General features: G+C 72.5%; 19 protein-coding genes and 2 tRNA genes. 7 read left to right on the top strand and 14 right to left on the bottom strand.

Annotated elements, in window-relative coordinates; genetic code table 11:
• Nucleotides 1-4: 4 nt before the first annotated feature.
• The gene (locus tag G3I77_RS13130; protein ID WP_248503340.1) at nt 5-2,545 is read left to right on the top strand and encodes an MFS transporter; all 2,541 of its coding nucleotides are present in this window, start codon (nt 5-7) and stop codon (nt 2,543-2,545) included.
• A 150-nt stretch (nt 2,546-2,695) separates the two neighbouring features.
• Nucleotides 2,696-3,517, top strand: coding sequence for a YceI family protein (locus tag G3I77_RS13125; protein WP_248503339.1), 822 nt, complete (start codon nt 2,696-2,698; stop codon nt 3,515-3,517).
• Here G3I77_RS13125 and G3I77_RS13120 read toward each other — a convergent pair.
• On the bottom strand, nt 3,500-4,201 hold the full coding sequence (locus G3I77_RS13120) for a GAF and ANTAR domain-containing protein (protein WP_248503338.1): 702 nt from the start codon (nt 4,199-4,201) through the stop codon (nt 3,500-3,502). The two genes, G3I77_RS13125 and G3I77_RS13120, sit on opposite strands and share 18 nt — an antisense overlap.
• Nucleotides 4,202-4,258: 57 nt before the next feature.
• Complete coding sequence (locus G3I77_RS13115) at nt 4,259-4,981, bottom strand: ANTAR domain-containing protein (RefSeq protein WP_248503337.1); 723 nt, start codon at nt 4,979-4,981, stop codon at nt 4,259-4,261.
• Between the two features lie 206 nt (nt 4,982-5,187).
• Here G3I77_RS13115 and G3I77_RS13110 point away from each other — a divergent pair, with 206 nt between their 5' ends.
• On the top strand, nt 5,188-5,550 hold the full coding sequence (locus G3I77_RS13110; protein WP_248503335.1) for an STAS domain-containing protein: 363 nt from the start codon (nt 5,188-5,190) through the stop codon (nt 5,548-5,550).
• A gap of 10 nt (nt 5,551-5,560) precedes the next feature.
• On the top strand, nt 5,561-6,031 hold the full coding sequence (locus G3I77_RS13105; protein ID WP_248503334.1) for a PPOX class F420-dependent oxidoreductase: 471 nt from the start codon (nt 5,561-5,563) through the stop codon (nt 6,029-6,031).
• Between the two features lie 55 nt (nt 6,032-6,086).
• Here the strand turns inward: G3I77_RS13105 and G3I77_RS13100 are convergent, their stop codons facing one another.
• From G3I77_RS13100 to G3I77_RS13065, 8 genes are all read right to left on the bottom strand, one after another.
• A complete protein-coding gene (locus tag G3I77_RS13100; RefSeq protein WP_248503331.1) occupies nt 6,087-6,866 on the bottom strand; it encodes a TetR/AcrR family transcriptional regulator in 780 nt (259 codons plus the stop codon).
• A 116-nt stretch (nt 6,867-6,982) separates the two neighbouring features.
• Complete coding sequence (locus G3I77_RS13095; protein ID WP_248503329.1) at nt 6,983-8,479, bottom strand: MFS transporter; 1,497 nt, start codon at nt 8,477-8,479, stop codon at nt 6,983-6,985.
• Nucleotides 8,480-8,585: 106 nt separating this feature from the next.
• Complete coding sequence (locus tag G3I77_RS13090) at nt 8,586-10,724, bottom strand: glycosyltransferase family 39 protein (protein ID WP_248503327.1); 2,139 nt, start codon at nt 10,722-10,724, stop codon at nt 8,586-8,588.
• Entirely contained in the window at nt 10,721-12,100 is a 1,380-nt protein-coding gene (locus tag G3I77_RS13085) for a bifunctional glycosyltransferase family 2/GtrA family protein (protein ID WP_248503325.1), read from the bottom strand. Before G3I77_RS13085 ends, G3I77_RS13090 begins: the two co-directional genes overlap by 4 nt.
• 14 nt (nt 12,101-12,114) lie before the next feature.
• Nucleotides 12,115-13,782, bottom strand: coding sequence for a cell wall metabolism sensor histidine kinase WalK (locus G3I77_RS13080; protein ID WP_248503323.1), 1,668 nt, complete (start codon nt 13,780-13,782; stop codon nt 12,115-12,117).
• Entirely contained in the window at nt 13,779-14,519 is a 741-nt protein-coding gene (locus G3I77_RS13075; RefSeq protein WP_248503322.1) for a response regulator transcription factor, read from the bottom strand. Before G3I77_RS13075 ends, G3I77_RS13080 begins: the two co-directional genes overlap by 4 nt.
• A 106-nt stretch (nt 14,520-14,625) precedes the next feature.
• Complete coding sequence (locus G3I77_RS13070) at nt 14,626-15,498, bottom strand: DUF2797 domain-containing protein (RefSeq protein WP_248503321.1); 873 nt, start codon at nt 15,496-15,498, stop codon at nt 14,626-14,628.
• Nucleotides 15,499-15,591: 93 nt separating this feature from the next.
• Nucleotides 15,592-15,999 carry an HGxxPAAW family protein gene (locus tag G3I77_RS13065; RefSeq protein ID WP_248503320.1) on the bottom strand — a complete coding sequence of 136 codons (408 nt, stop codon included), beginning with the start codon at nt 15,997-15,999 and terminating at the stop codon, nt 15,592-15,594.
• Nucleotides 16,000-16,096: 97 nt separating this feature from the next.
• Between G3I77_RS13065 and G3I77_RS13060 the strand changes: the two genes are divergently transcribed.
• Complete coding sequence (locus G3I77_RS13060) at nt 16,097-16,573, top strand: MarR family winged helix-turn-helix transcriptional regulator (RefSeq protein ID WP_248503319.1); 477 nt, start codon at nt 16,097-16,099, stop codon at nt 16,571-16,573.
• A gap of 108 nt (nt 16,574-16,681) precedes the next feature.
• Here the strand turns inward: G3I77_RS13060 and gap are convergent, their stop codons facing one another.
• The 4 genes from gap to G3I77_RS13040 all read right to left on the bottom strand — a co-directional run bounded on the left by gap (nt 16,682) and on the right by G3I77_RS13040 (nt 19,188).
• On the bottom strand, nt 16,682-17,680 hold the full coding sequence (gene gap / locus G3I77_RS13055) for a type I glyceraldehyde-3-phosphate dehydrogenase (protein ID WP_248503316.1): 999 nt from the start codon (nt 17,678-17,680) through the stop codon (nt 16,682-16,684).
• A 126-nt stretch (nt 17,681-17,806) separates the two neighbouring features.
• Complete coding sequence (locus G3I77_RS13050) at nt 17,807-18,763, bottom strand: GlxA family transcriptional regulator (RefSeq protein WP_248503314.1); 957 nt, start codon at nt 18,761-18,763, stop codon at nt 17,807-17,809.
• 76 nt (nt 18,764-18,839) lie between these two features.
• Nucleotides 18,840-18,912 (bottom strand) — tRNA-Arg (locus G3I77_RS13045).
• Nucleotides 18,913-19,097: 185 nt separating this feature from the next.
• A tRNA-Ser gene (locus G3I77_RS13040) sits at nt 19,098-19,188 on the bottom strand.
• 184 nt (nt 19,189-19,372) lie between these two features.
• On the opposite strand from G3I77_RS13040, the gene G3I77_RS13035 reads away from it, so the two are divergent.
• Both G3I77_RS13035 and G3I77_RS13030 read left to right on the top strand, forming a co-directional pair.
• On the top strand, nt 19,373-19,891 hold the full coding sequence (locus G3I77_RS13035; RefSeq protein ID WP_248503311.1) for an SSI family serine proteinase inhibitor: 519 nt from the start codon (nt 19,373-19,375) through the stop codon (nt 19,889-19,891).
• Nucleotides 19,892-20,237: 346 nt separating this feature from the next.
• Nucleotides 20,238-25,034 carry a PAS domain-containing protein gene (locus G3I77_RS13030; RefSeq protein ID WP_248503309.1) on the top strand — a complete coding sequence of 1,599 codons (4,797 nt, stop codon included), beginning with the start codon at nt 20,238-20,240 and terminating at the stop codon, nt 25,032-25,034.
• Nucleotides 25,035-25,067 lie beyond the last annotated feature (33 nt).

Below are 25,067 nucleotides of genomic sequence, written 5' to 3'. Positions count from 1 at the left end.
GCCCATGGCAACGACCACACCAGCCGGTGTGCGGGCTCATGCCAAGCACGGGGGAGGCTCCCACGGCTCCTCCGGCGACGGCGCTCCGATGACGCACCGGCAGATCATGGAGGCCCTCACCGGCCTTCTGCTCGGCATGTTCGTCGCGATCCTGTCGTCGACGATCGTCTCCAACGCCCTGCCCCGGATCATCAGCGACCTCGGCGGCGGCCAGAGCGCCTACACCTGGGTCGTGACCGCGTCCCTGCTCACGATGACCGCGTCCACCCCGCTGTGGGGCAAGCTCGCCGACCTGTTCTCCAAGAAGCTGCTGATCCAGTTCGCGCTGGTCATCTTCGTGCTGGGTTCGGCGGCGGCCGGCATGTCCCAGAACCCGGGCATGCTCATCACCTTCCGTGCGGTCCAGGGCATCGGCATGGGCGGCCTGTCCGCGCTGGCCCAGATCATCATGGCGGCGATGATCTCGCCGCGTGAGCGCGGCCGTTACAACGGCTACCTCGGCGCCACCTTCGCCACCGCCATGGTCGGCGGCCCGCTGGTCGGCGGTGTCATCACCGACACCGACTGGCTCGGCTGGCGCTGGTGCTTCTACGTCGGTGTGCCCTTCGCCGTGATCGCTTTGATCGTGCTGCAGAAGACCCTGCACCTGCCCGTGGTCAAGCGGAAGGTCAAGGTCGACTGGGCCGGCGCGTTCTTCATCACGGCGGCCGTCTGCCTGCTGCTCGTCTGGGTGACCTTCGCCGGTGACAAGTACGACTGGATCTCGTGGCAGACGTACGCGATGGTCGGCGGCTCCGTCGTGCTGCTGGCGCTGTTCGTCCTGATCGAGGCGAAGGCGAGCGAGCCGATCATCCCGCTGCGGCTGTTCCGCAACCGGACCATCACGCTGGCCTCGCTGGCCTCGCTGTTCGTCGGTGTCGCGATGTTCGCAGGGACCGTCTTCTTCAGCCAGTACTTCCAGCTGGCCCGGGACAAGTCGCCGACGATGTCCGGTGTCATGACGATCCCGATGATCGCGGGTCTGTTCCTCTCCTCCACCGTCTCCGGCCAGGTCATCACCCGGACCGGTCGCTGGAAGGGCTGGCTGATAGGCGGCGGCGTGCTGGTGACCGCGGGGCTCGGGCTGCTGGGCACGATCCGCTACGACACCGAGTACTGGCACATAGCGATCTTCATGGCGCTGCTGGGTCTCGGCATCGGCATGATGATGCAGAACCTGGTGCTGTGCACGCAGAACCAGGTGGAGCCGGGTGACCTCGGTGCCGCGAGCTCCACGGTGACCTTCTTCCGGTCCCTCGGCGGTGCGGTGGGCGTCTCGGCGCTCGGCGCGGTCCTGGGCAACAAGATCACCGACTATGTGAAGGACGGCCTCGCCGACCTGGGCGCGAAGGGCGCGGCCCTCGGCCACGCCGGCACGGGCGGGGGCGGCATCCCCGACCTCGACGCGATGCCCGCGCCGATCCGCACCGTCGTGGAGAGCGCCTACGGCCACGGTGTCGCGGACGTGTTCCTCTACTCGGCTCCGCTGGCGCTGCTCGCGCTGCTGGTGTCGCTGTTCATCAAGGAGGTCCCCTTGAAGACGAAGGGTGGGCTGGCGCAGACCGCCGCGGGCACTGACGCCCGCACGGAGTCTCCCGCCGAGGCGGCTGCCGAGGCTCCCGCCGGGGAGAAGAGCGTGCCGAGCTGGGCCGTGGCCGAGACCGGTGCCGCGGACGGGGCCGGGCCCGAGGGAACGCGGCGGCTCGCCGCCGTGGCCCGGGCCGAGGAGCCCGCCTCCGGCGGGGGCGGCGTTCCGGTCCGTGGTTTCGTCCTCGGGAACGAGTCCGCGCCCGTACCGCAGGCCGCCGTCACGCTGATCTCGCTGGCCGGGCGCCAGCTGGGCCGGTCCGTGGCGCAGGCCGACGGCTCGTACGCGGTGGACGCCCCGGGCTCCGGGTCGTACGTCCTGATCGCCTCCGCCGACGGCTTCCAGCCGCAGGCGTCGACGGTCGTGGTGAACGGCGAACCGGTCGCCTACGACATCCTGCTCAGCGGCACCAGTGGGCTGACCGGCCTGGTGCGGGCCGCCGAGAGCGGGCAGCCGGTCAAGGACGCCATGGTCATCGTGACGGATGTGCGCGGGGACCTGCTGGCCAACGGGACCACGGGTGAGCAGGGCGAGTTCTCCTTCGCCGAGCTGGTGCCGGGGGCGGTGACCGTCGCGGTGAACGCCGCCGGGTACCGGCCGCGCGCCCTGCCCGTCGAGGTGGGCGGCACCGGGGTCACCCGGGTCGAGATCGACCTGGACTCGGGCGCCCGCGTCCAGGGTGTCGTCCGCGCCCCGCACGGCCCGCTGGCCGACGCCCGGGTGACGCTGGTCGACCAGGCGGGCAACGTCGTCGGCTCGGCCACGACCGGGACGGACGGGGCGTACGCCTTCACCGACCTGGACGGCGGCGAGTACACCGTCATCGCCACGGGCTACCCGCCGGTGGCCACCGCCCTGACGGTCACGGGCGCCGGCACCGACGCCCACGACATCGAACTCGCCCACCCCGGCGAGTAGGGCCTGCCCGGCGGGCCGGGGCGATGGCGACCTCGGCCTGGCCCGCCGGGGAGGCCCTGCGTACGGACCCCGGCCCGTGACAGGTGGGTGCGCTCCGAGCGGAGGTGCGCCCCCTGTCGCGGGCCGGTTCACTTCTGAGGAGTAGCTGAGATGGGACTGACCGCGAGGATCCGCACCCGGGACGGATGGGCCGTGTCGCACGCGGTCGTCACCGTGGCGGACATGACCGGTGCGCAGGTGCTGCGCGCCGAGGCCGACGCGGAGGGCGCCGTGCGGGACGCGACGCCGATGGAGCCGGGGGCGTACACCGTCATCGTCACGGCCGTCGGGTACGCGCCCGCGGCCTCCAGTGTGATCGTGACCGCGAGCGGGCGGGCCGAGGTCGGCTCGGTGACGCTGGCGCGGCAGGGCGGCGCCGAGCTGCCGCCGCCCGGCCCGTGGACCGTCGACCCGGTGCACTCCAGCGTGGCCGCCGTGGCCCAGCACCTGGGCATCTCCAGCGTGCACGGCCGGTTCACGGAGTTCTCCGGCTCGATCGAGATCGCCCCGGACGACGTCACCACGTCGCGTGTGGAGGCGGTGATCCGGGCCGCGTCCGTCGACACCGGCAACGGCATGCGCGACGGGCACCTGAAGTCGCCGGACTTCCTGGACGTCGAGCGGTTCCCGGAGATCGTCTTCCGGTCGACGGGGCTGACGGCGACCGGGTCCGACCGGTGGACCGTCCACGGCGAGCTGGGCATGCACGGGGTCGTACGGCCCGTGGACCTGGACCTGGCCTACCTCGGCACGGGTCCGGACCCGTGGGGCGGCACCCGCGCGGCGTTCCGCGCGACGACCGAACTGCACCGCGAGGACTTCGCGATGAACTACAACCAGGTCCTGCAGGCCGGCATCGCCGCCGTCGGCACGACGCTCAAGGTGGAGCTGGACATCCAGGCCGTGCAGGGCGAGTCACTTCCGGCTGCGTGATTCCGGGGCGGACACCCTCGCCACCAACTGGCTGCACAGGTCCCGGAGCTTGACGTTCCGGTCCTGCGAGACCCGGCGCAGCCGCTCCAGCGCGATCCGCGCGTCGATCCGCTCCCGGGCCATCAGGATGCCGACCGCCTGGTCGATGACGCTGCGGGAGAGCAGCGCGGTGCGCACATCGGCCGCCGACTGGCGCCGGCGCTCGATCCGCAGGGCCACGTCGATCGCGTCCCCGGACCGGGCCGCGAAGGCGCGGGCCGCGTCCCGGCCCGGGCCCAGCGCCCCGGGCCGCACTCCGTAGAAGTTGATCGCGGCGCCGCCCTCGCCCTCGACGGCGACCGGCACCGCCAGCACACAGCGGACGCCCGCGGAGAGCGCGTACTCCGTGTACGACGGCCAGCGGGACTCCTCGGCCAGGTCCGGTGCGTACTGCTCCTCGCCGGTCTCGGCCGCGTCGACGCAGGGCCCCGAGCCGTTCTCGTACTGGCGCAGGTCCAGGCCGCTGGGCATGCCGTCACTGCCGGCCAGGGTGAGCAGCCGGCCGGCGCGGCGCACGGTGATGCTGCACGCCTCGGCGCCGGGCACCTCCTGCACCGCGCGGTCGGTCAGATCGCGCAGCAGGGTGTCGAGACCGCTGCTGCGCACCATCGCCTGGTCCAGCGTGTCGGACGTCTCGGATGTCATGACCGTACGGGTATCCCGTCACCCCCCGAACACGCCCCTGACGTAATTCACCTCACTTCAGGGGGTGTTGTGCGCGTCCACGATCCGGCGGGCGAGGTCGCGCAGTTTCACGTTCTCCCGCTGGGAGGCCCGCACCAGGCTCTCGAAGGCCGCGGCCGCGTCGATGCTCTGGCGCTCCATGAGGATGCCGGTGGCCTGGCCGATCAGGTCCCGGGTGTGCATGGCCTCGGTGAGCTGCTCGCGCACGGTCGCGGAGTCCAGGGCGATGCTGACGTGCGCGGTGAACAGCCGGCCGATGCGCGTGGCCTCCTCGTCGAAGACCCCCGGTTTGCGCGCGTAGGCCGTGAGCACGGTCAGCCGGCGGCGGTCGGCGCGCAGCCGCAGCGACAGCGCCGAGCGCAGTCCCAGGGCCGCCAGCACGTCCCAGCCGTCGTCCGCCTCGCTGTCCGCTATCCGTGCCACCGGACTGCTCCACAACTGGTCCCAGAGCCCGTGCTGTTCGCGGCCGGTGTGCCGGGCCTCGGCGGAGCGCACGATCTCGTCGGTCCAGGCGAGCGAGCGGAGCCTGTTGCCGCGCTCGATCACGGAGATACCGGCGTGCTCGGCCCCCGGCATGAGGTGCACGGCCAGCCGGACCGCCGTACGCAGCGTGCTGTGGGGGGTGAGGGTCTCGTGCATCTGCTGAGAAGCCACCGTGAGGGCCTCGGCCAGCTCGACGCCAGCCGGAAAACGGGGCAAATCAGGAAACTCGGACGCAGCCACCACGAACCTCTTCGGCATGCACGGCCATGGCCGTGCGCAGGAGAGCTCCGCAGCACATTCCCGACTGCGAGCACAGGACGGACAGCACTCTAACTGCTCGGTTGCCTCCAGGTGACGTCCGGCCGACGCCGCCGCAGGCGCTTCCACCACCCGCCCCCCGCATGATGGAATGGCGCCAAGGGTCAGGAAGCGGCCTTACCGGAATCCGGACGAACGTCTGCCAGGTGAGTGCCGTGACCTTCTTCACGAATCCCACAGAACCGCGCGACCTCCCCGGCCGCGTCCACCTCACCCTGCCCGCCGAGATCGACTTCTGTAACGCGGCGGAGCTGCTGCCGCTCGTCGTGTCGGCAGCGCGGGCCCGTGGCGACCGACTGGAGGTCCTCGTCCTGGACCTGACCACGACCTCGTTCATGGACTCCCAGGGCATACGCCTCATCAACGACGTACGGCACCGGCTGCCCCCCGGGGCCCGGGTCCGTCTGGTGGCCCGGCCGGAGGGGGTCACGAGCCGTGTCCTGGAACTGACCCGGCTGCGCCGGGACGTCCCCGTGTACGACAACCTCGCCGAAGCCCTGGCGTCGTAGGCTGCCGGGCATGGCACCGAACATCGCGACGAACACCCGTGTCTCCCTGGACGAGTTGCTCGACTTCGTACGCCCCCGGCACCACGCGATCCTGCTGACCCGGCGGGCCGACGGCGGCCCTCAGGGATCCCCGCTGACCTGCGGTGTCGACGACTCCGGCCGGATCGTGGTCTCCACCTACCCAGAGCGCGCCAAGACCCGCAACGCCAAGCGGGACCCGCGCGTGAGCCTGCTCGTGCTCAGCGACGACTGGAACGGCCCCTGGGTCCAGATCGACGGCACGGCCGAGATCATCGACACCCCCGACTCCGTCGAACCGCTCGTGGAGTACTACCGGAACATCGCCGGGGAGCACCCCGACTGGGACGAGTACCGCGCGGCGATGCTCAAGCAGGGCAAGTCGATCATCCGGATCACGCCGGAGCGGTGGGGGCCGGTGGCGACCGGTGGCTTCCCGGCGCGACTGGTGGAGGGCGAGTAGGTCAGCTCTCCCCGGGGGGTCAGCTCTCCCCGGGGGGTCAGCTCTCCCCGGGGGGTCAGCTCTCCCCGGAGGCTTCCCGCTCGCGGGCGACCATCGCGTCGATGCCCGCGATCAGCAGCTCCAGCGCGAACTCGAAGTCGCGCTCCAGCATCTCGGCGACCGTGTCGCCGCCGCGCGCCGCCATGATCTCCTGGGACTCCTGGATGACCTCGGCGGCCTGCGGGGCGGCGGTCACGGTGCTCAGGGCCTGCTGGAAGTACTCGTCCACGGTCATCCCGCCGGCCGCGGCCCGGGTGGCGAGATGGCCCTCCAGGGTGCCGTAGCCGTAGACGAACTGGAAGACGGCCGAGATCGCGCTCGTCAGGCGTTTCGCGGGCAGCCCGGTCCTGCGGACGACGCGCTGGACGACCCGTGAGAACGCCAGGTTGTTGGGGCCGATGTTGAGGAAGACCCCGACCAGCGCGGACACCCAGGGGTGCCGCACCAGCAGCGTCCGGTACTCCCGGGCGAGCGCCCGCACCTGGTCCCGCCAGTCCTCACCGGCGTCCGGGTCGGGCAGCCGCATCTCGCCCATGGCCTGGTCCAGGGCGAGTTCGAGCAGGTCGTCCTTGGTGTCGACGTACCAGTAGACGGACATCGCGGTGACGTTCAGCTCGCCGGCGAGCCGCCGCATGGAGAACTTGGCCAGCCCCTCGGCGTCCAGCAGCCGCACGGTGACGTCGATGATGCGCGCCCGGTCCAGCCCCGAGGGCTGCCCTCCACCGCGCCGCCGGTGCGCTGTGCTCTCCAGCCAGACGCTGGACCGCGGCTGATCCTGCCGGGCGGCTTTCGCCATGGCGCACCTTCCTCGATCTTTCGATGCCGCTCATGCTAGACGCGCTTCCTGGCAAGGAGCGCGGGCTGTGGCGCGGGCCCGCCTCCGCGCGGACGACGGGACCTCGCGGACACGGCCTAGGCGGACTCTGCCCGCTCGGCCCGCCGAAGCAACGCGGCCGCGACCAGTCCGCCGGCCAGCACGGCGACCGCCCCGACCAGCTGACTGGTCTCCAGCCCGGAGGCGAACGCGTCGGCGATCCGCGCCTTCTCCCCGGCCGAGTCCGCCGCCGCCAGCGCAGCCGGAAGCGATGTCGCGGACACGGCGACCAGCGACGCGAACCGCGAGTTGAGCACGGCACCGAGGACCGCGACCCCCAGCCCGTTGCCGAACTCCGCGAGCGTGCCGTTGATCCCCGCGCCGACCCCCGCCTTCTCCGGCGGGATCGCGCTCATGATCGCGTTGGCCATCGCCGGCATGGACAACGCCACACCCGCCCCCATCACGATCAGCCCGAGCAGCATGCCCCCGTACCCGTGGCCGCCGAGCAGCGCGATCGCAGCCAGTCCGGCGGACACCAGGGTCATGCCGAGCGCGATCGCCCCCGGCGTCCCCATCCTCAGCACCAGCTTCGCCCCGACCCCCGTGAAGTTGAGCGCGACGACGGTCAGCGCCAGCGGCGCCGTCCGCAGCCCGGCGTCCAGCGGCTCGTAGCCGAGGACGAACTGCAGATGCTGTGTGAGCAGGAACAGCGACCCCGTCATGCCGAACGCCACGAGGATCGCGCCCGCGACCGCGCCCACGAACTTCTGGTTGCGGAAGAAGTGCATGTCCAGCATCGGGTGCTCGGTGCGCAGTTCCCACGTCACGAAGAGGCCCAGGACCACCACGCCGATCAGCGCGGAGAGCAGCACCTGCGAGGAGGTCCAGCCGTGCTCGGGCCCGGTGATGATCGCGTACACCACGGCCGTCATGCCGATGGTCGACAGCACCGCTCCGACCAGGTCGGGCCGCGCGCCCGTCCGGTGCCTGGACTCCGGCACGAGCGCGGCGACCGCGACCAGGCCGAGCACGGCGACCGGGATGTTGATCAGGAAGATCGCGCCCCACCAGAAGTGGTTCAGCATCACACCGCCGATCAGCGGCCCGGCCGCGAACCCGAGCGAACTGACCGTCGACCACAGCGCGATGGCCTTCACCCGCTCCTGGTCGTCGAAGATCTGCACGACGACGGCGAGGATCGTGGTCATCAGCAGCGCGCCGCCGACGCCCATCCCCGCACGGGCCGCGATCAGCTGGCCGGGGCTCTGGGAGAGGCCCGCCGCCAGCGAGCCCACCCCGAAGATCGCGAGGCCCGCCATCAGCAGCAGCTTGCGGCCGTAGCGGTCGGCGGCGTTGCCCGCGGTGAGCAGCAGGCCGGACTGGACCAGCGCGTACGCGTTCATCATCCACTGGACGTCGGCGGTCGTCGCGTGCATCTCACGGGTGAGCGAGGGGATCGCCACGTTCAGGATCGTGTTGTCGAGCAGCACGGTGAGCTGCGCGAGGCAGATGACACCGAGGATCAGCCAGCGCTGGGGGTGGCCGCCCTGTGCGGTGTGCGGCGGGGCCGTTTCCTGGGGGGACGTCGTCATGTTGTACACCGTAGAGCATTTCCTATACGGCGTACAACGGAGGGTCGGCGCAGACGGCGAAGGGCGGTGGCTTTCGGCCACCGCCCTTCGTCCGCTCAAGGACGTGTCAGCTGCTCGCCTTCTGGGTGAGGTCGTAGAAGGTGGTCGAACCGACCGTGACCTTCTTGAAGGTGGCCTCGACCCAGGAGGTGATCTGGGAGGACGTTCCGTCGCTGCTGCCGCCCATGCCGCCCATGCTGCCCGAGGCGATGAAGTAGTGGATCTTTCCGTCCGCCACGTACTTCTTGAACTGGGCCAGCGTCGGGGACGGGTCGGTTCCGTTGAAGCCGCCGATGGCCATCACCGGGTCGCCGGTCGACAGCTGGTAACTCGCCGCGTTCTGGGCGCCGATGGCCGCCGCGGCCCAGGTGTACTGGTCGGCGTCGGTCTCCAGCAGCTTCTTGGCCTCGGAGCTGACGCTGGCGCCGTTGAGCAGGCCGCCGACACCGCCACCCATGCCGCCCATACGGCCGCCGTCGCCGTTCTGCTGGTTCTGGCCCTGGCCCTGCTGGTTCTGGCCCTGCTGGTTCTGGCCGCCGGGGAAGCCGTTGCCCTGCTGACCCTGGGCATTGCCGTTGCCGTTCTGCTGGCTCTGGCCGCCGCCCGGGAAGCCGCCGCCGGGACCACCGCCACCGCCCGGACCGCCGCGACCGCCCGCGACCGCAGGACCCGCCGTGACGATCGAGCCGGTGTGCCCCTCGTTCACGGTGGTGAGGGTGTACGCCGCCGGACCCGCCAGTGCGGCGACGAGACTCAGCCCGGCCGCTCCCAGGGCCAGTCGGCGTCCCAGCCGGCCGGCGAAGATCAGGCCGAGGGCCGCCGTCAGACCGCCGACGAGGACGAGCCACTTGAGCCAGGGCAGGTAGTCGGAGGAGCGGTTGAGCAGGACGTACCCCCAGGCCGCGGTCGCCGTCATCGCGGCGGCCAGGGTCAGCGACGCCCACGCCTTGTCGCGCTTCTCCCAGAGCAGCGCCGCGCCCATGCCGACCAGCGGGGCGATGTAGGGGGCGAGGGCCACCGTGTAGTACTCGTGGAAGATGCCCTGCATATAGCTGAAGATCAGCATGGTCGTGAGCAGCGCGCCGCCCCAGACCAGGAACGAACCGCGGGTCACCGACGTGCGCTTCGCCTTGCGCGTGGCCACCAGACCCGCGACGAGCAGGATCAGCGCGGCCGGGATCAGCCAGGAGATCTGGCCGCCGATGGCGGAGCTGAACATCCGGTCCCAGCCGGTCTCGCCCCAGGCTCCACCGCCGTTGCCGCCCCCGCCGCCTCCGACGCTGCCGGTCTCGTCGCCGTTGAGCCGGCCCAGGCCGTTGTAGCCGAAGGTCAGTTCCAGGAAGCTGTTGTTCTGCGAGCCGCCGATGTACGGACGGGAGGACGCGGGCCACAGCTCGACGATCGCGACCCACCACCCACCGGAGACGACGATCGCGGCCAGGCCCGCGGCGAGCTGCCCGATCCGCTTCTTCACCGTCACCGGCGCGCAGACGCCGTAGACCAGGGCGAGCGGCGGCAGGATCAGGAAGGCCTGGAGCGTCTTGGCGAGGAAGGCGAAGCCGATCGCGGCACCGGCCCACAGCAGCCACTTGGTGCGGCCGTCCTCCAGGGCGCGGATGACGAAGTAGCAGGCCGCCGCCATCAGCAGCGCCAGCATCGCGTCGGGGTTGTTGAAGCGGAACATCAGCGCCGCGACGGGGGTGAGCGCGAGCACGGCGCCCGCGATCAGTCCGGCCGCAGGGCTGAACCGGCGGCGCACGGCCGCGTAGACGATGCCCACCGTGCCGACGCCCATGAGGACCTCGGGGGCGAGGATCGCCCAGGAGCTGAGGCCGAAGAGCCGCACGGAGAGGGCCATCGGCCACAGGGCGGCCGGGGGCTTGTCGACGGTGATGGCGTTCGCCGCGTCCAGCGAGCCGAAGAAGAACGCCTTCCAGGACTGGCTGCCGGCCTGTACGGCCGCCGAGTAGAAGGAGTTGGCGTAGCCGGACGCGCTCAGGTTGTAGAGGTAGAGCGCCACCGTCGCCAGCAGCAGGGCGAGGAAGGCGGGGCGGGCCCAGCGGGGGTCCTCGGGCCGGCCGTGCCGAAGCCGCTGCACGAAGGGCCTCTTGGGGGCGCCGGGGGCAGGGGCGGGGGTCGGAGGCCGGGTCCAGCTGTCGGGACTCGTGTCCCGGCCGGTGGTCGGCTGGTCGAAGTGGACGGTCATCGGAAGTCCCTCGAATCGGTGTCGTGCGGGCGCACCGGCAGCAGTTGCAGGGTGACGTCCGGCCAGGTGCCGTCCGCGGCTTCACCGGCGCGGAACTGGGTGGGGTGGGACGGGGCGAACACCGGCGAGTCGTCCTCGTGCCGGTCCGGGAACACCCACGCCCGGAAGAGCAGGAAGCGCAGCACGGTCGCCGCGAGGTTGGCCGCGATGAGGACGGCCAGTTCGGTGGAGTGCGCGGGTTCGGAGGTCGCCGCGTTCAGTGCCGCGAGCGAGCCGCTGGTCAGGGCGAGCCCGATACCGAAGACGACCAGGCCCTGCGCCTGGTGCCGTACCGCCCCGCCGCGCCCGCGCACCCCGAAGGTGAGCCGCCGGTTGGCCGCGGTGTTGGCGACCGCCGAGACCAGCAGGGCGAGGGCGTTGGCGACCTGCGAGCCGGTGAAGACCCGGAAGCCGCTGTAGAGCAGCAGGTAGAAGAGGGTGGACAGGGCGCCGACGACGCAGAATCCGACGAGCTGGCGGGCGAGCCCCGTCGGCACGTCCTTGATGTCACGGTCGCGCGGGTCGTCGCCGAACGGCCGGGCGAGCCGGTCCAGCGGCAGCGAGCCGGTGGCCAGGGCCCTGCCGACCCGCCACACGCCCTTGAGGTCGTCGGTCGCGGTCTTGACGATGTGCACGGTCGAGTCGGGGTCGTCGACCCAGTCGACCGGCACCTCGTGGATCCGCAGCCCCGCGCGCTCGGCGAGCACCAGCATCTCCGTGTCGAAGAACCAGCCGGTGTCCTCTACGAGCGGCAGCAGCACCTGAGCCACGTCCCGGCGGATCGCCTTGAAGCCGCACTGGGCGTCCGAGAACCGCGCCTGGAGCGAGCCGCGCAGGATGAGGTTGTAGGCCCGGCTGATGAACTCCCGCTTGGGGCCGCGCACCACCCGCGAACTGCGGGCCAGCCGGGAGCCGATCGCGAGGTCCGAGTGACCGGAGATCAGCGGCGCCACCAGCGGCAGCAGGGCGTTGAGGTCGGTGGACAGATCCACGTCCATGTAGGCGAGGACCGGGGCGTCCGAGGCCGACCAGACGGCCCGCAGGGCCCGGCCGCGGCCCTTCTGCTCCAGGCGGAAGGTGGTGACCTCGGGGATCTCCGCCGCCAGCCGCCCGGCCACCTGCGGGGTGGTGTCCGTGGAGGCGTTGTCCGCGATGGTGATGCGGAACGCGTACGGGAACGTCCGGTCGAGATGTTCGTGCAGTCTGCGGACGCACGGCTGGAGGTCCTTCTCCTCGTTGTAGACGGGGATCACTACGTCCAGGACAGGCGTACCGGCTGGTGCGGCCGGGAGGTGCTCCCGCGCCGGCAGGGTGCCGGGAGAAGAATCGGTTCGCATGGAACCGACTTTCGTCAGGCGCCCTGTTGTGCCCATGTGGTGACGCTGTGGCGTGCCTGTGAGTGCTGTTGCCGGCTCATGTCCGGCTGCGGCTGCGCCGGGAGCGCGGGCAGGTGCACCGTGAACACGGTCCGCCCGGGCACGCTGTCGACCGTCACGGCACCGCCGTGCGCGGTCGCCACGGCCTGCACGATGGCGAGGCCGAGACCGGTCGAGCCGGTGGAGCGGGACCGCGCGGAGTCGCCGCGCGCGAACCGTTCGAAGACGTGCGGGAGCAACTCGGGCGGAATGCCCTGGCCGTTGTCCTCTACGTCCACGCACAGCCAGGTGCCGCGCCGCTGGACGCGGGCGGTGACGGTCGTACCGGGTGGCGTGTGGTTGCGCGCGTTGCCGAGCAGGTTGACCAGGACCTGTTGCAGCCGGGCCGCGTCCGCCGACACGAGCGCGGGCTCGTCGGGCAGGTCGAGGCGCCAGTTGTGGTCCTGGCCGGCCGCCCGGGCGTCACTGATGGTGTCCACGACGAGCGGGACGAGGTCGGTCTGCTCGAACTGGAGGGGCCGGCCGGCGTCGAGCCGGGCCAGCAGCAGCAGATCCTCGACGAGCAGCGTCATACGGCCGGCCTCGGACTCGATCCGCCCGAGCGCGTGCCGGGTGTCCGGCCCGACGTCCTCTCGTCCGCGTCTGGTCAGCTCGGCGTACCCGCGGATGGAGGCGAGGGGGGTGCGCAGCTCGTGGCTGGCGTCGGCGACGAACTGCCTGACGCGTGTCTCGCTCTGCTGCCGTGCGTGCAGCGCCCCGTGGACGTGGTCCAGCATCCGGTTGAGCGCGGCGCCGACCTGTCCGACCTCGGTGTGCTGGTCCGTCTCGGAGTCGGGGACCCGCTCGCTGAGGTTCACCTCGCCGGAGTGCAGGGGCAGTTCGGAGACCCGGGTGGCGGTGGCGGCGACCCGGCGCAGGGGGCGGGTGGCCACGCCGATGAGGACGGAGCCGGCGATGGCGGCGGCGACCAGTCCGGCGCCGGTGACGCTGACCTCGACGAGGATGAGGGTGTTGATGGTGGCGTTGACCGACTCGGTGGGCAGGGCGACGTAGTAGGTGCCTCCGTCGTCGATCGCGGAGACGTACTGCACGCGGTACTCGCCGAGTCCGGGGATGTCGATGGTGTACATACGGTGCGTCCTCGGCACCTCGGCGAGGGCGGCCTTCTGCTCGTCGGTGAGCGGGACGGCCAGGTTCGGCTGGAAGAGGCCGCTGTCGTTCGAGGTCTCCTCGGCGAGGACCGCCTGGGTGACGCTGCCGTCGGCACTGACCTCGGCGGCGATGGTGTCCGGCTGCGCGGGCCCCCTGGCGAAGCCGGTGACCCTGTCCGTCGATCCGGCGTCCTGCTGATCCTCGCCCTGCTCGTCCCCGCCGTTCCCGTCTTCGTCGTTCCCGTCTCCGTCCTTCCCGTCCCCGGGTTTCACGGGTCCCGACAGCCGCTTGCCGGCGTCGTCGACCTTCGCGTCCAACTGCTCGTACAGATGCGACCTGAGCGCGAGCGTCGTCACGGTCCCGATCACCGCGCAGACCACGGCGATCAGCACCACGGACGCGACGACGAGCCGCGTCCGCAGTGTGCGCGGCTTGCCCGGTCGCTGCCCGCCTGCCCGCTGTTGCGTACGCGGCCGTCGTCGTCCGCTCATGACGCCGCGGGCTTGATCAGGTACCCGGCACCGCGCCGCGTGTGGATCATCGGCTCGCGCCCGGCGTCGATCTTCCGCCGCAGATAGGAGATGTAGAGCTCGACGACGTTGGCCTGACCGCCGAAGTCGTACGACCACACCCGGTCGAGGATCTGCGCCTTGCTGAGCACGCGCCGCGGATTGCGCATCAGGAACCGCAGCAGCTCGAACTCGGTCGCGGTCAGATGGATGTTGTCCCCGGCCCGGGTCACCTCGTGACTGTCCTCGTCGAGGGTGAGGTCGCCGACGACCAGCGTGGAGTCCGAGCGCCGGTCGGCCGCGCCGGACCGGCGTATCAGCCCGCGCAGCCGCGCGACGACCTCCTCCAGGCTGAACGGCTTGGTGACGTAGTCGTCACCGCCCGCCGTCAGCCCGGCGATCCGGTCCTCGACGGCGTCCTTGGCGGTCAGGAACAGCACGGGCACGTCCGGCAGTTCCCGGCGCAGCCGCCCTAGGACGGCCAGGCCGTCCATGTCGGGCAGCATCATGTCGAGGACCACCGCGTCGGGCCGGAAGTCGCGGGCTGTCTGGATCGCGCCCGTGCCGTCACCGGCACTCCGGATCTGCCATCCCTCATAGCGCAGGGCCATGGACAGCAGCTCGGTGATCGACAGCTCGTCGTCCACCACAAGCACTCGGACGGGGCTCCCGTCCGGCCTCAGCAGTTCGGTGCGCCCCTGGGGCGAGGTCGTGGTCATGTGAACACGATGTCGAGGGCCTCTGAGAGCGCGCTTTCGACAACCTGTGATTTCCCTGAGAAACACACAGGCACCTCTCAGGGAACACCTGGGAAGGCCGGGCGGGTCAGAACAAGCCGTCCTGAACGCCTGCCACCTCCCTGAACCGCCTTATCGGCACGGTCAGTTCACCCTCCGGGGCGGGCAAGAGCCCCCACCCGGTCATCAACCGCGTGTCGAGCACCACGACCCCGCCGCCGGTGGCCAGATGCAGATCGGGCCCGGCGGCCGCGACCAGCTCCCCGCCGACCACACCCCCGGCGACGAGCTCACTCACGTCCCCGACGGCGTCGGGCACCGACGCGAGCCCGAACACCCCCACGTGATCGACAACGTGCAGCGGCTCCCGCACCAGGGACTCCGGCCACGCGGGGAGCGCGACCGCCCGCCCGTGCAGCTCGGCGACCTCATGGGCCCGGTCTGCGGCGGCCTCTGGCAGCGCGGCCCGCACCGCCCGCTTCTCGGCGTACGGAATCCGGTCGGGCACCCGCAGGGCGGCCCGCAACAGCTCCTCCGTACGCCGCGCGGCCATGAGCGGACCGACGCCGAGCCAGCTGAAACAGACGGCCCCCTGCTCGAGCAGCCGCGCGGAGCCCCGCTCCTGCGCCGTGATCCCGACCTTGACCATGCCGGGTCCGAACCACGCCAGATAGACGCGGTACGGCCGGGGATCGTCGGCGAGGGTGTCCGCCGCCACGGAGTGCGCCCGGTCCAGCCGCGCACACTCCTCGCACCGCGCCCCCGTACTGCGCCCGGGCACGGCCGCACCCACCGGGCACGCATGCCCGCGAGCCCCCACGCAGGTGCGCACGCCCCCTTCCGCGACCCCGAAGGCCACGCGTTTCCCCCAGGACAGCGCGCTGCACCGGCCACCGTCCCACAGCAGCACGGGACCGTCCGCCGACCACCGCAACCCCGAGCACTTCCATGCCTGTGCCATCCCTGCCGAGAGTAGGGGGCACCACTGACAACGGGGACGGCAGACGGGGACGGCCTCACCGGCAACGCGGGCGGGCAGCAGACGGGAACGGCCTCACCTCACGGTGTCGGACCCGACGGCAGCGGCGGTCTCGGGCTCCCCCTCGCGCTGCGCCGGCATGACCGGCTCCACCGCACCCGCACCCGCACCCGCGCCACGCGGCCGCCCCCGCCCGGCCAGCCGGCACCCCAGGCACTCCTCGTGCCCGCCCGGCGCCGCCGAGTCCCGCACGCGCCACCCCCACTCCGCCCGGGGCCGCACCCCCGGCCCCTTCCCCCACCCGGCGAGATGCAGAGTCCAGGTGACGAGCAGACTCACGACACCGATCGCCAGCCCGCCGGCGATCAGCACACCGGAGACGGTGCAGACTCCCAGCCCCGCCACACCGGCCCCGACGCCGGCGATGCCGCATCCGACCCACCCCGCGACCGTGTGCCCGTGGTCATACTGATGTGTACTCACGTGCCGCTCCCTCGCACCCGAGGACTCCGACTCGGCGAACCCCTCATCTGCTAAGACTTTTAGGGCCCAAACGTCTCACGAACTAAGGGATCTGGGAATGCAAGCCAAGCCGCGTCCGGCCGCCACACCGGAGCAGGCACTGTCGGCGATGGACCAGCTCATCGCGACTCACCTGGTCGGACAGCACGAGATCGCCCAACAGGTGGGCCTGAGTGTGACCGACCTCACCTGCTTCGCCTTCGTCATCGAGGCCGGCGAGAACCTCCCCACGGCAGGCGACCTGGCGGCCCGCGTCCACGTCACCACCGGCGCGGTCACCGGCATCCTCAACCGCCTGGAGCGCGCCGGCTACATCACCCGCCGCCCCGACCCCACCGACCGCCGCCGCATCCGCGTAGCGGCCCAGCCCGACGCGGTCGCCCGCATCCGAGAGGTCTACGAGCCGTACTACGCCCGCCTCACACACCTCTTCGCGGACTACTCCCCGGACGAGATCGCGGTCCTGCACGACTGGTTCACCCGCGCGAGCACGCTGGCGGCGACCTACCTGGACGAGCACTGCCGCCCCGACTGAGCGCAGCGGCGCCCGGCCGCCCGGCGTCCGTCCGGCCGGGAAGAGCACGCGCGGAAAGCCCCGCCTCCGGCGCGGTCGCCGAGGGCGGGGCAGCACCCCGACGTCCGGTCAGCCAGTGGCGAGCAACTCGAGCGTGTCGATCACGCGGTTCGAGAAGCCCCACTCGTTGTCGTACCACGCGACCACCTTGACGTGGCGGCCGTCGACGCGGGTGAGAGCCGAGTCGAAGATCGACGAGGCGGGATTGCCCACGATGTCGGACGACACCAGCGGGTCCTCCGAGTACTCGAGGACGCCGGCGAGCGGCCCCTGAGCCGCGGCACGGTACGCCGCCAGCACGTCGTCGCGCGTCACGTCGCGGGCGACGGTCGTGTTGAGTTCGACGATCGAGCCCACCGGCACCGGTACGCGGATCGAGTCGCCCGACAGCTTGCCCTCGAGGTTCGGCAGCACCAGGCCGATCGCCTTGGCGGCGCCGGTCGTGGTCGGCACGATGTTGACGCCGGCGGCCCGGGCGCGACGGGCGTCGCGGTGCGGACCGTCCTGCAGGTTCTGCTCCTGCGTGTAGGCGTGCACCGTCGTCATGAACCCGTGCTCGATACCGGCGAGTTCGTCGAGCACCTTGGCCAGCGGCGCGAGCGCGTTGGTGGTGCAGGAGGCGTTCGAGACGATCGTGTGCACGGCCGGCTCGTAGGCGTCGGTGTTGACCCCGAACGCGAGCGTGACGTCGGCGCCGTCCGACGGCGCGCTGACGAGCACCTTCTTCGCACCCGCGTCGAGGTGGGCCCGGGCGGCCTTGGCCGACGTGAAGCGGCCGGTGGCTTCCAGCACGATGTCGACGCCGAGTTCGGCCCACGGCAGCTGCGCCGGTTCGCGCTCGGCCAGCACCCTGATCCGACGGCCGTCGACGACGAGGGTGTCCCCGTCGGCGGTCACCGGGCGCCCGAGCCGGCCGGCCGTGCTGTCGTAGGCGAGCAGCCGGGCGAGAGTGGCGGGCTCCGTCAGGTCGTTGACGGCGACGATCTCGAGCGCGCTGTCGCGCTCCAGCAGTGCGCGCAGCACATTGCGCCCGATGCGGCCGAATCCGTTGATGGCGATGCGAGTCATGAGTGGTGTCCCTTCCCTCCCCACCAGGCTCGCCCGCGGTCGGCGCCGCTGACAGTGGCGGGATCGCCACGGTTCAAAAGGATCCCGCCACCCCCGCACCGCACCCGCCGCACGGCGCCGGGCGGGTCACTCGCCCCGGGTGAAGGTGCGCCGGTACTCGCTCGGCGTGGTGCCGAGGATGCGCTGGAAGTGCAGGCGCAGGTTCGCGCCGGTGCCCAGCCCGATGTCGGCGGCGATCTGTTCGACGCTGCGCTCCGAGCGCTCGAGCAGTTCGCGGGCCAGGTCGATGCGGGCGCGCATCACCCACTGCATCGGCGTGTAGCCGGTTTCCTCGACGAAGCGCCGGGAGAACGTGCGCGGCGAGACCCCCGCCTGCCGCGCCAGTGTGTCGAGACTGAGGGGCTCGCCGAGCCGGTGCAGCGCCCACTCGCGGGTGGCGGCGAACCGCTCGCCGAGCGGCTCGGGGACGCTGCGCGGCACGTACTGGGCCTGGCCTCCGCTGCGGTAGGGGGCCGCGACCAGACGCCGGGCCGCGTGGTTGGACGCGGCCACTCCGAGGTCGCCGCGCAGGATGTGCAGGCACAGGTCGATGCCGGAGGCCGCGCCGGCCGAGGTGAGCACGCTGCCCTCGTCGACGAACAGCACGTTCTCGTCGACCTGGACGAGCGGATGCCTGGCCACGAGTGCCCGTGTGTAGTGCCAGTGCGTCGTGGCGCGCCTGCCGTCGAGCAGGCCCGTGGCGGCGAGCGCGAAGGCGCCTGTCGAAATGGCGGCGAGCCGCGCGCCCCGGTCGTGGGCGGCGATCAGTGCCTCGACGACGGCCCGCGGCGGATCGTCGCGGTCCGGGTACCGATAGCCAGGGACGAAGACGATGTCGGCCCACGCGAGCGCGTCGAGTCCGTGGGCGACGTAGTACGCGAGGCCGTCGCCGCCGGTCACGAGACCGGGAGTCGCCCCGCACACCCGCACCTCGTACGGCATGCTCGCGCGGGTCGTGAACACCTGCGCGGGAATGCCGACATCGAGCGGCTTCGCACCCTCGAGCACAAGGACGGCGACACGATGCAGGCGGGGTGCAGGCACAGGAAGAGGTTACGTGGGGCGTGACTTCGGTGAAACGCCAGAGGCCCCGGAGTGATCCGGGGCCTCTGGTCTGCTGTGCACTCGGCAGGATTCGAACCTGCAACCTTCTGATCCGTAGTCAGATGCTCTATCCGTTAAGCTACGAGTGCTTGTTCTGTTTTTTCGCCGCTCTCGGGCCTTCCGGCTCGCTCGCGGCGACAGGAAGAACATTACATGACTGCCGCCGCCATGTGAAATCCGTTAGCCGCACCCCTTGTGAGCTGCGGAAACGGCACTTCTGAGGGGTAACGACAGCGAAGCCCCGGTCGGCTGACCGGGGCTTCGTGATCGAGTGCGGAGGCGGAGGGATTTGAACCCTCGATGGGCTTTAAGACCCAAACCGCATTAGCAGTGCGGCGCCATAGACCGGACTAGGCGACGCCTCCAGCATCACTCCCGCGCGAGCGCGGGCGCTGCGTGCCGATGATGACACAGTCGAGCGTGCTGTCACCAATCGGCCCCCACGGTACTAGGCGGGAAGGGCGCAGGGCAAAGGCCTTGTCAGGCCCGTGCGGACCCCGCTCGGGCGTCCGCGCGCAACATCCTGGGCCGCGTCGCGTTAGTCGGGGCATGTTGCGTGCCACTCCCCGGGCCACGGCCCGCCCCGTCCTGCGGCGCCTCCTCGTCGGTGCCGCCGCCTCCGTCGCCGCCGCCGGTTCGCTGACCGCGGCGCCCCCGGCCGCGTACGCCCAGGCCGGCGAGACCGGCCTGCTGTCTCCCACCAGGCCCGGCGACGGCCCGGACCGGGATCACCTCACCGTCACCGTGCGCAACGCCGGTGGCGGAGCCGACGGAACGTTCGAGCTGTACTGCGGCCCCGACGGCGGCAGCCACCCCGACCCGCACGGCGCCTGTGCCGCCCTGGAGCGGGACACGCGGTGGGGGCAGGACGTCTTCGCGCCCGCGCCGGAGGGCGGCTTCTGCACCATGCAGTACGGCGGGCCCGCCACCGCGCACGTCACCGGCACCTGGGCCGGGCGACCCGTCGATGCCACGTACGACCGCCGCGACGGCTGCCAGATCTCCCGCTGGGACCGGCTCGTGCCGCTGCTGCCGGGCGTGGGGGCCGACCGGGGCGCCAAGGCCTGAGCCGTCCGCCCGGACCGGCGGGTGAGGCGGGGCGTCGGACCGTCGACCGGCGCCCCGTACCCCATTTGCGCCACTCTCCGCCCCCATCACGCCAGCCTGGCCAAAAGGTACAGAAACGCCGTCGTCGTAAAGGTCCCGCGAAGGTCCCGCGACGTCGTCGCAGGAGGGCGGGCGTTTCCGCTTACTCGGTCGTCAGTTCGGGGTCACTTCCTCGTGCGACCTCGCTCTCATCCGGCGTCGCGAGCGCAACCGCAGCCCTTAGACTCCCTCGCGTGACACGCCGCGGGACGGTTGGCAAGATGGCCCGAGCGGTCGGCAAGGTGCGGTAACAGGGAGGAAGCGTCTCGTGAGCAGCAGGCCATCCCGAGGCGCTGCTCGCCTCGCAGCCATACTGGACGCGCTTCCCGACGCGTTGGTGCTGGTCAACGCCAACGGGACGGTCGTCAACGCCAACACCATCGCCCTGGAGGCCTTCGAGACCCCGGGGACCGCTCTGGTGGGGCGCGGGCTGCTCGATCTGCTGCCCCAGTTCGACTCCAAGCTCATTCCCGGCTCCATGCGGCGGCCGGAGCACCTCGATCCGCACGCCCGGACCAAGCCGACCCGGATGATCGCGCGCAGGACCGACGGGACCGAGTTCCCCGTCGAGGTCACCAGTGCGAATCTGGAGAACGGGCAGCAGGCCTACGACGGTTACGGGTACAGCGGTGACGAGCTGCTCATGCTCGTCGTGAGGGACCTGACCGGGACCGTGGACACCGAGGCCGAGCTCGCCCGGTCGCAGCGGCAGACCGAGATGATCCTGCGGGCCGCGTCCGAGGGCGTCGTCGGGACCGACACCGACGGGCGGATCGTGCTCGTCAATCCGGCCGCCGCTCAGATACTGGGATTCCGGGCCAGCGATCTCGGCGGACGCGAACTGCACGACCTCGTGCTGCACTCGCGCGCCGACGGCTCACCCTTCCCGTACGAGGAGTCTCCGCTCGCCGACACCCTGCGCTCCGGGCGCAAGCACCGGGTGCGTGGCCAGGTGCTGTACGCCAAGAACGGCGGCAAGGTGCCGGTCGACCTGACGACCGCGCCCGTGCGCGACGGGGACCAGCTCGTCGGCGCCGTGATGACCTTCACCGACCGGCGTCCGTACGACGCCGTCGTCGAGGAGAAGGAAGCCGCCGAGAAGCGCCACGCCGAGGAACTGGAGCGGATCGCCGAGGAGCACGCCTCCGAGCTCACCGCGCTGCGCCAGCAGCACGTCACCGAGGTCGAGGAGCTCACCGAGCGGCACGCCGAGGAACTCGCCGCGAACGAGGATCGGTACGCCGCGCTCGGGGAGCGGGAGAAGGACCGGTTCGAGGCGCTCGCCGCCCGGCACGAGCAGCTGCTGACCCTGCTCGGCCGGTCGCTGCGCGGGCCGCTGGAGGAGCTGCGCCGCGAGCTGGCCGCGCTGGCCGCCGACGACGCCGGGCAGCTGTGGCCCGAGGCCAACCAGGTGCTGCATCACCTGTCGGCCGGCTATGCGCGCATCACCACACTGATCGACAACGTCCTCGGGTACCAGCGGCTCGACACGGGCAGCGAGAGCATCTCCCGTACGAAGGTGATGCTGGACGCCGTCGTCGCCGCCGGGGTCGACGGGGCCGTGGAGCTGATCGGGCCCGGGCGGGTGCAGTTCGCCGTGCACGCGCCGCCCATCGAGGCCGAGGTCGATCCCCGGCTGCTCGCGACCGCCCTCGCGCATCTCGTCGCGGATGTGGCGGGCGTCGACGCGACCGGCAACACGCCCGTGTCGGCGGGCGGTTACCTGGACAACACCGTCGTGGTGGCGGCGGCGCAGCGCGGCGAGGTCGTACGCATCGAGGTGCGCGGGCCGTACGTCGGTGGCGACACCGTGCACGAGCCCATCGTGCGCGGGATCGTCCGGGCCCACGGCGGTGTGCTGCAGACGCATGACGTGCCGGGGATGAGCGGGAGCGCGTACGTCCTCGAGGTGCCGATCGGGGGCGGGGCCGGGGCTGTCGCCGCCCAGCCGGTGGACGAGTCCGCCGCGGTCGCTCTCGTGGATCCCGGTGAGCAGACGTCCGCCGGCGGGCGGCGCCGGGCGCGGCGGGCCACCACCGATGCCTTCCTGGACGGAGATGTTCCGGGTGGTGAGGGCGACGGGGCCGGTGGTCCCGGAGCCGACGGGGCCGTGCCCACCGGGCGGCGCCGGCGCCGGGCCGCCGGGGAGCAGGCCGCCCTTCCGGCGCAGGCGTCCGGTGAGGGCTCGGCGTCGGGCGGTACCGGGCGGCGTCGGCGCGGGGCCGAGGACGCCGGTGCGGGCGACGTCGGGAGCGCTGTCCAGGGTGTCGCCGAGGGGGCCGTGATGACGGCCGCCGAGCATGCGGCGGGGGCCGCCGCTTCGAACACGGGGCTGGGCGGGACCGTGCCGCCGCAGGGTGTGCCCGCGCCGTCCGGGCGGCGGGCCCGCCGTGAACCCGGTGAGCAGGCCGCGCTGCCGCCGGCGCTGCCCGCGCCGTCGTCCGGCGGTGAGGCCGCCGGTCCCGCCGATGCGGCTCAGGGGCAGGCCCAGCAGCCGACCGGGCGCCGGCGGCGTGCGCTGGCCGCCGCCAACGAGCGGGCTGCCGCCGCGCAGGAGGCGGCCGGGCCGCGTCCGGTGTTCGCGCTGCCGCCGGCCGAGGCCGATCAGACTCCGCCCCCGGCCCACCAGGACGCTCAGGCCGAGCAGGGGCAGCCGGTCGCCGGCGGTCCCGCGGTCGAGCCGGGGGTGATGCCCGCTCAGGGGCAGGTGCCGGTACAGGGGCAGGTGCCGGTACAGGGGCAGGTGCCGGTACAGGGGCAGGTGCCGGTACAGGGGCAGGTTCAGGGGCAGGGGGCCGTGGCGGTTCCCGGTGTGGCTGCCGCCGGTGACGGGGTGGCCGAGGAGGGGCGGCACGACGCCGTTCCGCACGACCAGTCCGCCGATCACACTCCGCCGCAGCCGCATCCGACCAGTGCGCCGACCGGCCGCCGACGACGTGCCGTAGCGGCGCCGCAGCCGGCCGAAGGGGCCGGGGCACAGGTCCCGGGGAGCGCCGACCAGGTGAGTCCGGTGCCTGCGGGTTCCGTGCCCGCGGGTTCCGTGCCCGCCGCTTCCGTGCCTGCCGGTGCCGCGCAGGGCGTTCCCGCGCAGGGCGTTCCCGCGCAGGGCGTTCCCGCGCAGCAGGACGCCACCGGGCAGGTCCCGCAGGGGCAGGCCGTGCCCGGCCAGGGTGCGCCCGTCCAGGCCGGCGTCGCCGCTTCCCCCGTCGCGCCGGGTACGGCCGTGCCGCCGCAGGGCGTGCCGGTTGCCGCACAGGGGAACGCCGTTCACCCGCAGGGCACCGCCGTGCCTGCGCAGGGGCACGTCCCCCACGTACAGGCTCCTCAGGGCACCCAGCCGCAGGGCGTGTCCGTCCCCGCTCAGGGCGGGCTCGGGCAGAGTGTGCAGGCGGCCCTCCCGGGGCAGGCCCTGCAGCCTCCGGCCCCGGCCCAGCCTCTGCCTCAGCAGGGCATCGCCGCACCGGGTCAGCAGTCCTCCGCCGGCCTGCCGCTCCCCGCCGAGGCCACTCCCGGGCAGGGCACCCCGCACCCGGGCACCCCGCCCCAGGGCACGCCCGCTCAGGGAACTCCGGCCCAGGGCACGAACGCCCACGGAATCCCGCCGCAGGGCGGCGCCCCCAACGCCCAGCCCTGGCCCGCCGCCGACGACACGTCGGGGGCCGGTGCCGCCCACCCCGCGCCCCCGAACGGCACGGCGACCCGGGCCCCGCGGCAGAACACCCCCGCCCCGGGCACCCCGCTGCCGGCGGAGGGCGCGCCGCGGGCGGCCCAGCCGTTGCCCGCGGAGGCCGCGGCGCCCGTCGATCCGAACTCGACGCAGGGGCGCGCGATCAGCGTGCGGACGCTGGGCCAGGGCGTGCCGTTCAACCGGCAGGCGGCCCAGGTCCAGCAGCCGTCGGCCGTACCCGTCCCCCAGTCCGCCCCGCAGCAGTCGGCGACGCCTCCCCCGCACCAGCCGGGCGGCTCGGGGCGGCGCCGCAAGCTCGGCACGCCGCCCGACCCGGCGACGCGTACGGACCAGGCGGCCCGCCCGGAGCAGGGGCAGCCGCGTCCGGCGGACCAGAAACCCCGCCCCGAGCAGGCCGCGCGCCCGCATCCGGCGGCCGAGCACACGCCGCCGCCGGTCGCCGCGCAGGCCCCCGCCCAGGCCACCGCCCCCGTTCCGGCGCAGCCGTCCCTCGCCGGTCAGTCGCGGCTCGCGCAGATGACCGAGGGCGGCGGACGGTCGTACGCCATAGGCGCACCGGACGAGAACGCCGCCGAGGGACCCGAGCCGCTGGACGGGCCCGGCGGGGCCGTCGAGGTGGCCGATCCGCCCCGGCCGCAGCCGATGGACGACGAGTTGCCCCCGGAGCCGCTGGACAACCCGCGGCGGCTGCTGGTGTGGCCGGCGCCGGACGTCAGCACACAGCAGGCGCTGAGCGACCGCGGCTACCGGCCGGTGATCGTGAACTCGCGCGAGGAGGTCGACTCGCAGATCGCGGCCTTCCCCGCCGCGCTGTTCGTCGACCCGCTGACCGGGCCGATCACGCGGACGGCACTGCAGTCGCTGCGGCAGGCCGCCGTGGCCGCCGAGGTGCCCGTCCTCGTCACGGCCGGGCTCGGGCAGGCCTCGCGGGACGCGGCGTACGGTGCCGATCCGGCCGTGCTGCTGAAGGCGCTGGCGCCGCGCGACAGTGAGCAGCACCCGCCGCGGGTCCTGCTGATCGAGGAGCACGCGGAGATCGCGCTGGCGCTGACGGCGACCCTGGAGCGGCGCGGGATGCAGGTGGCGCGGGCCGCGAGTGACGCGGACGCAGTGACGCTGGCGGGGCAGTTCCGGCCGAACCTGGTGGTGATGGACCTGCTCCAGGTGCATCGGCGCCAGGCCGGGATCGTGGACTGGCTGCGGGCGAACGGGCAGCTCAACCGCACCCCGCTCGTCGTCTACACCGCCGCCGTCGACCAGGCCGACCTGCCACGGCTGGCCTCCGGGGAAACGGTGCTCTTCCTCGCGGAGCGGTCCACCAGCTCCGAGGTGCAGACCAGGATCGTCGAGCTGCTCAGCCGGATCGGCACCAACTAGCGGGTCCTGGCGTGCCGTCCGGCAGTCCTGGCG

Source organism: Streptomyces sp. D2-8, assembly GCF_023184515.1.
GTDB lineage: Bacteria > Actinomycetota > Actinomycetes > Streptomycetales > Streptomycetaceae > Streptomyces.
Note: the sequence above shows the minus strand (reverse complement) of the source record. Positions and strands in the feature narration are given on the sequence as shown.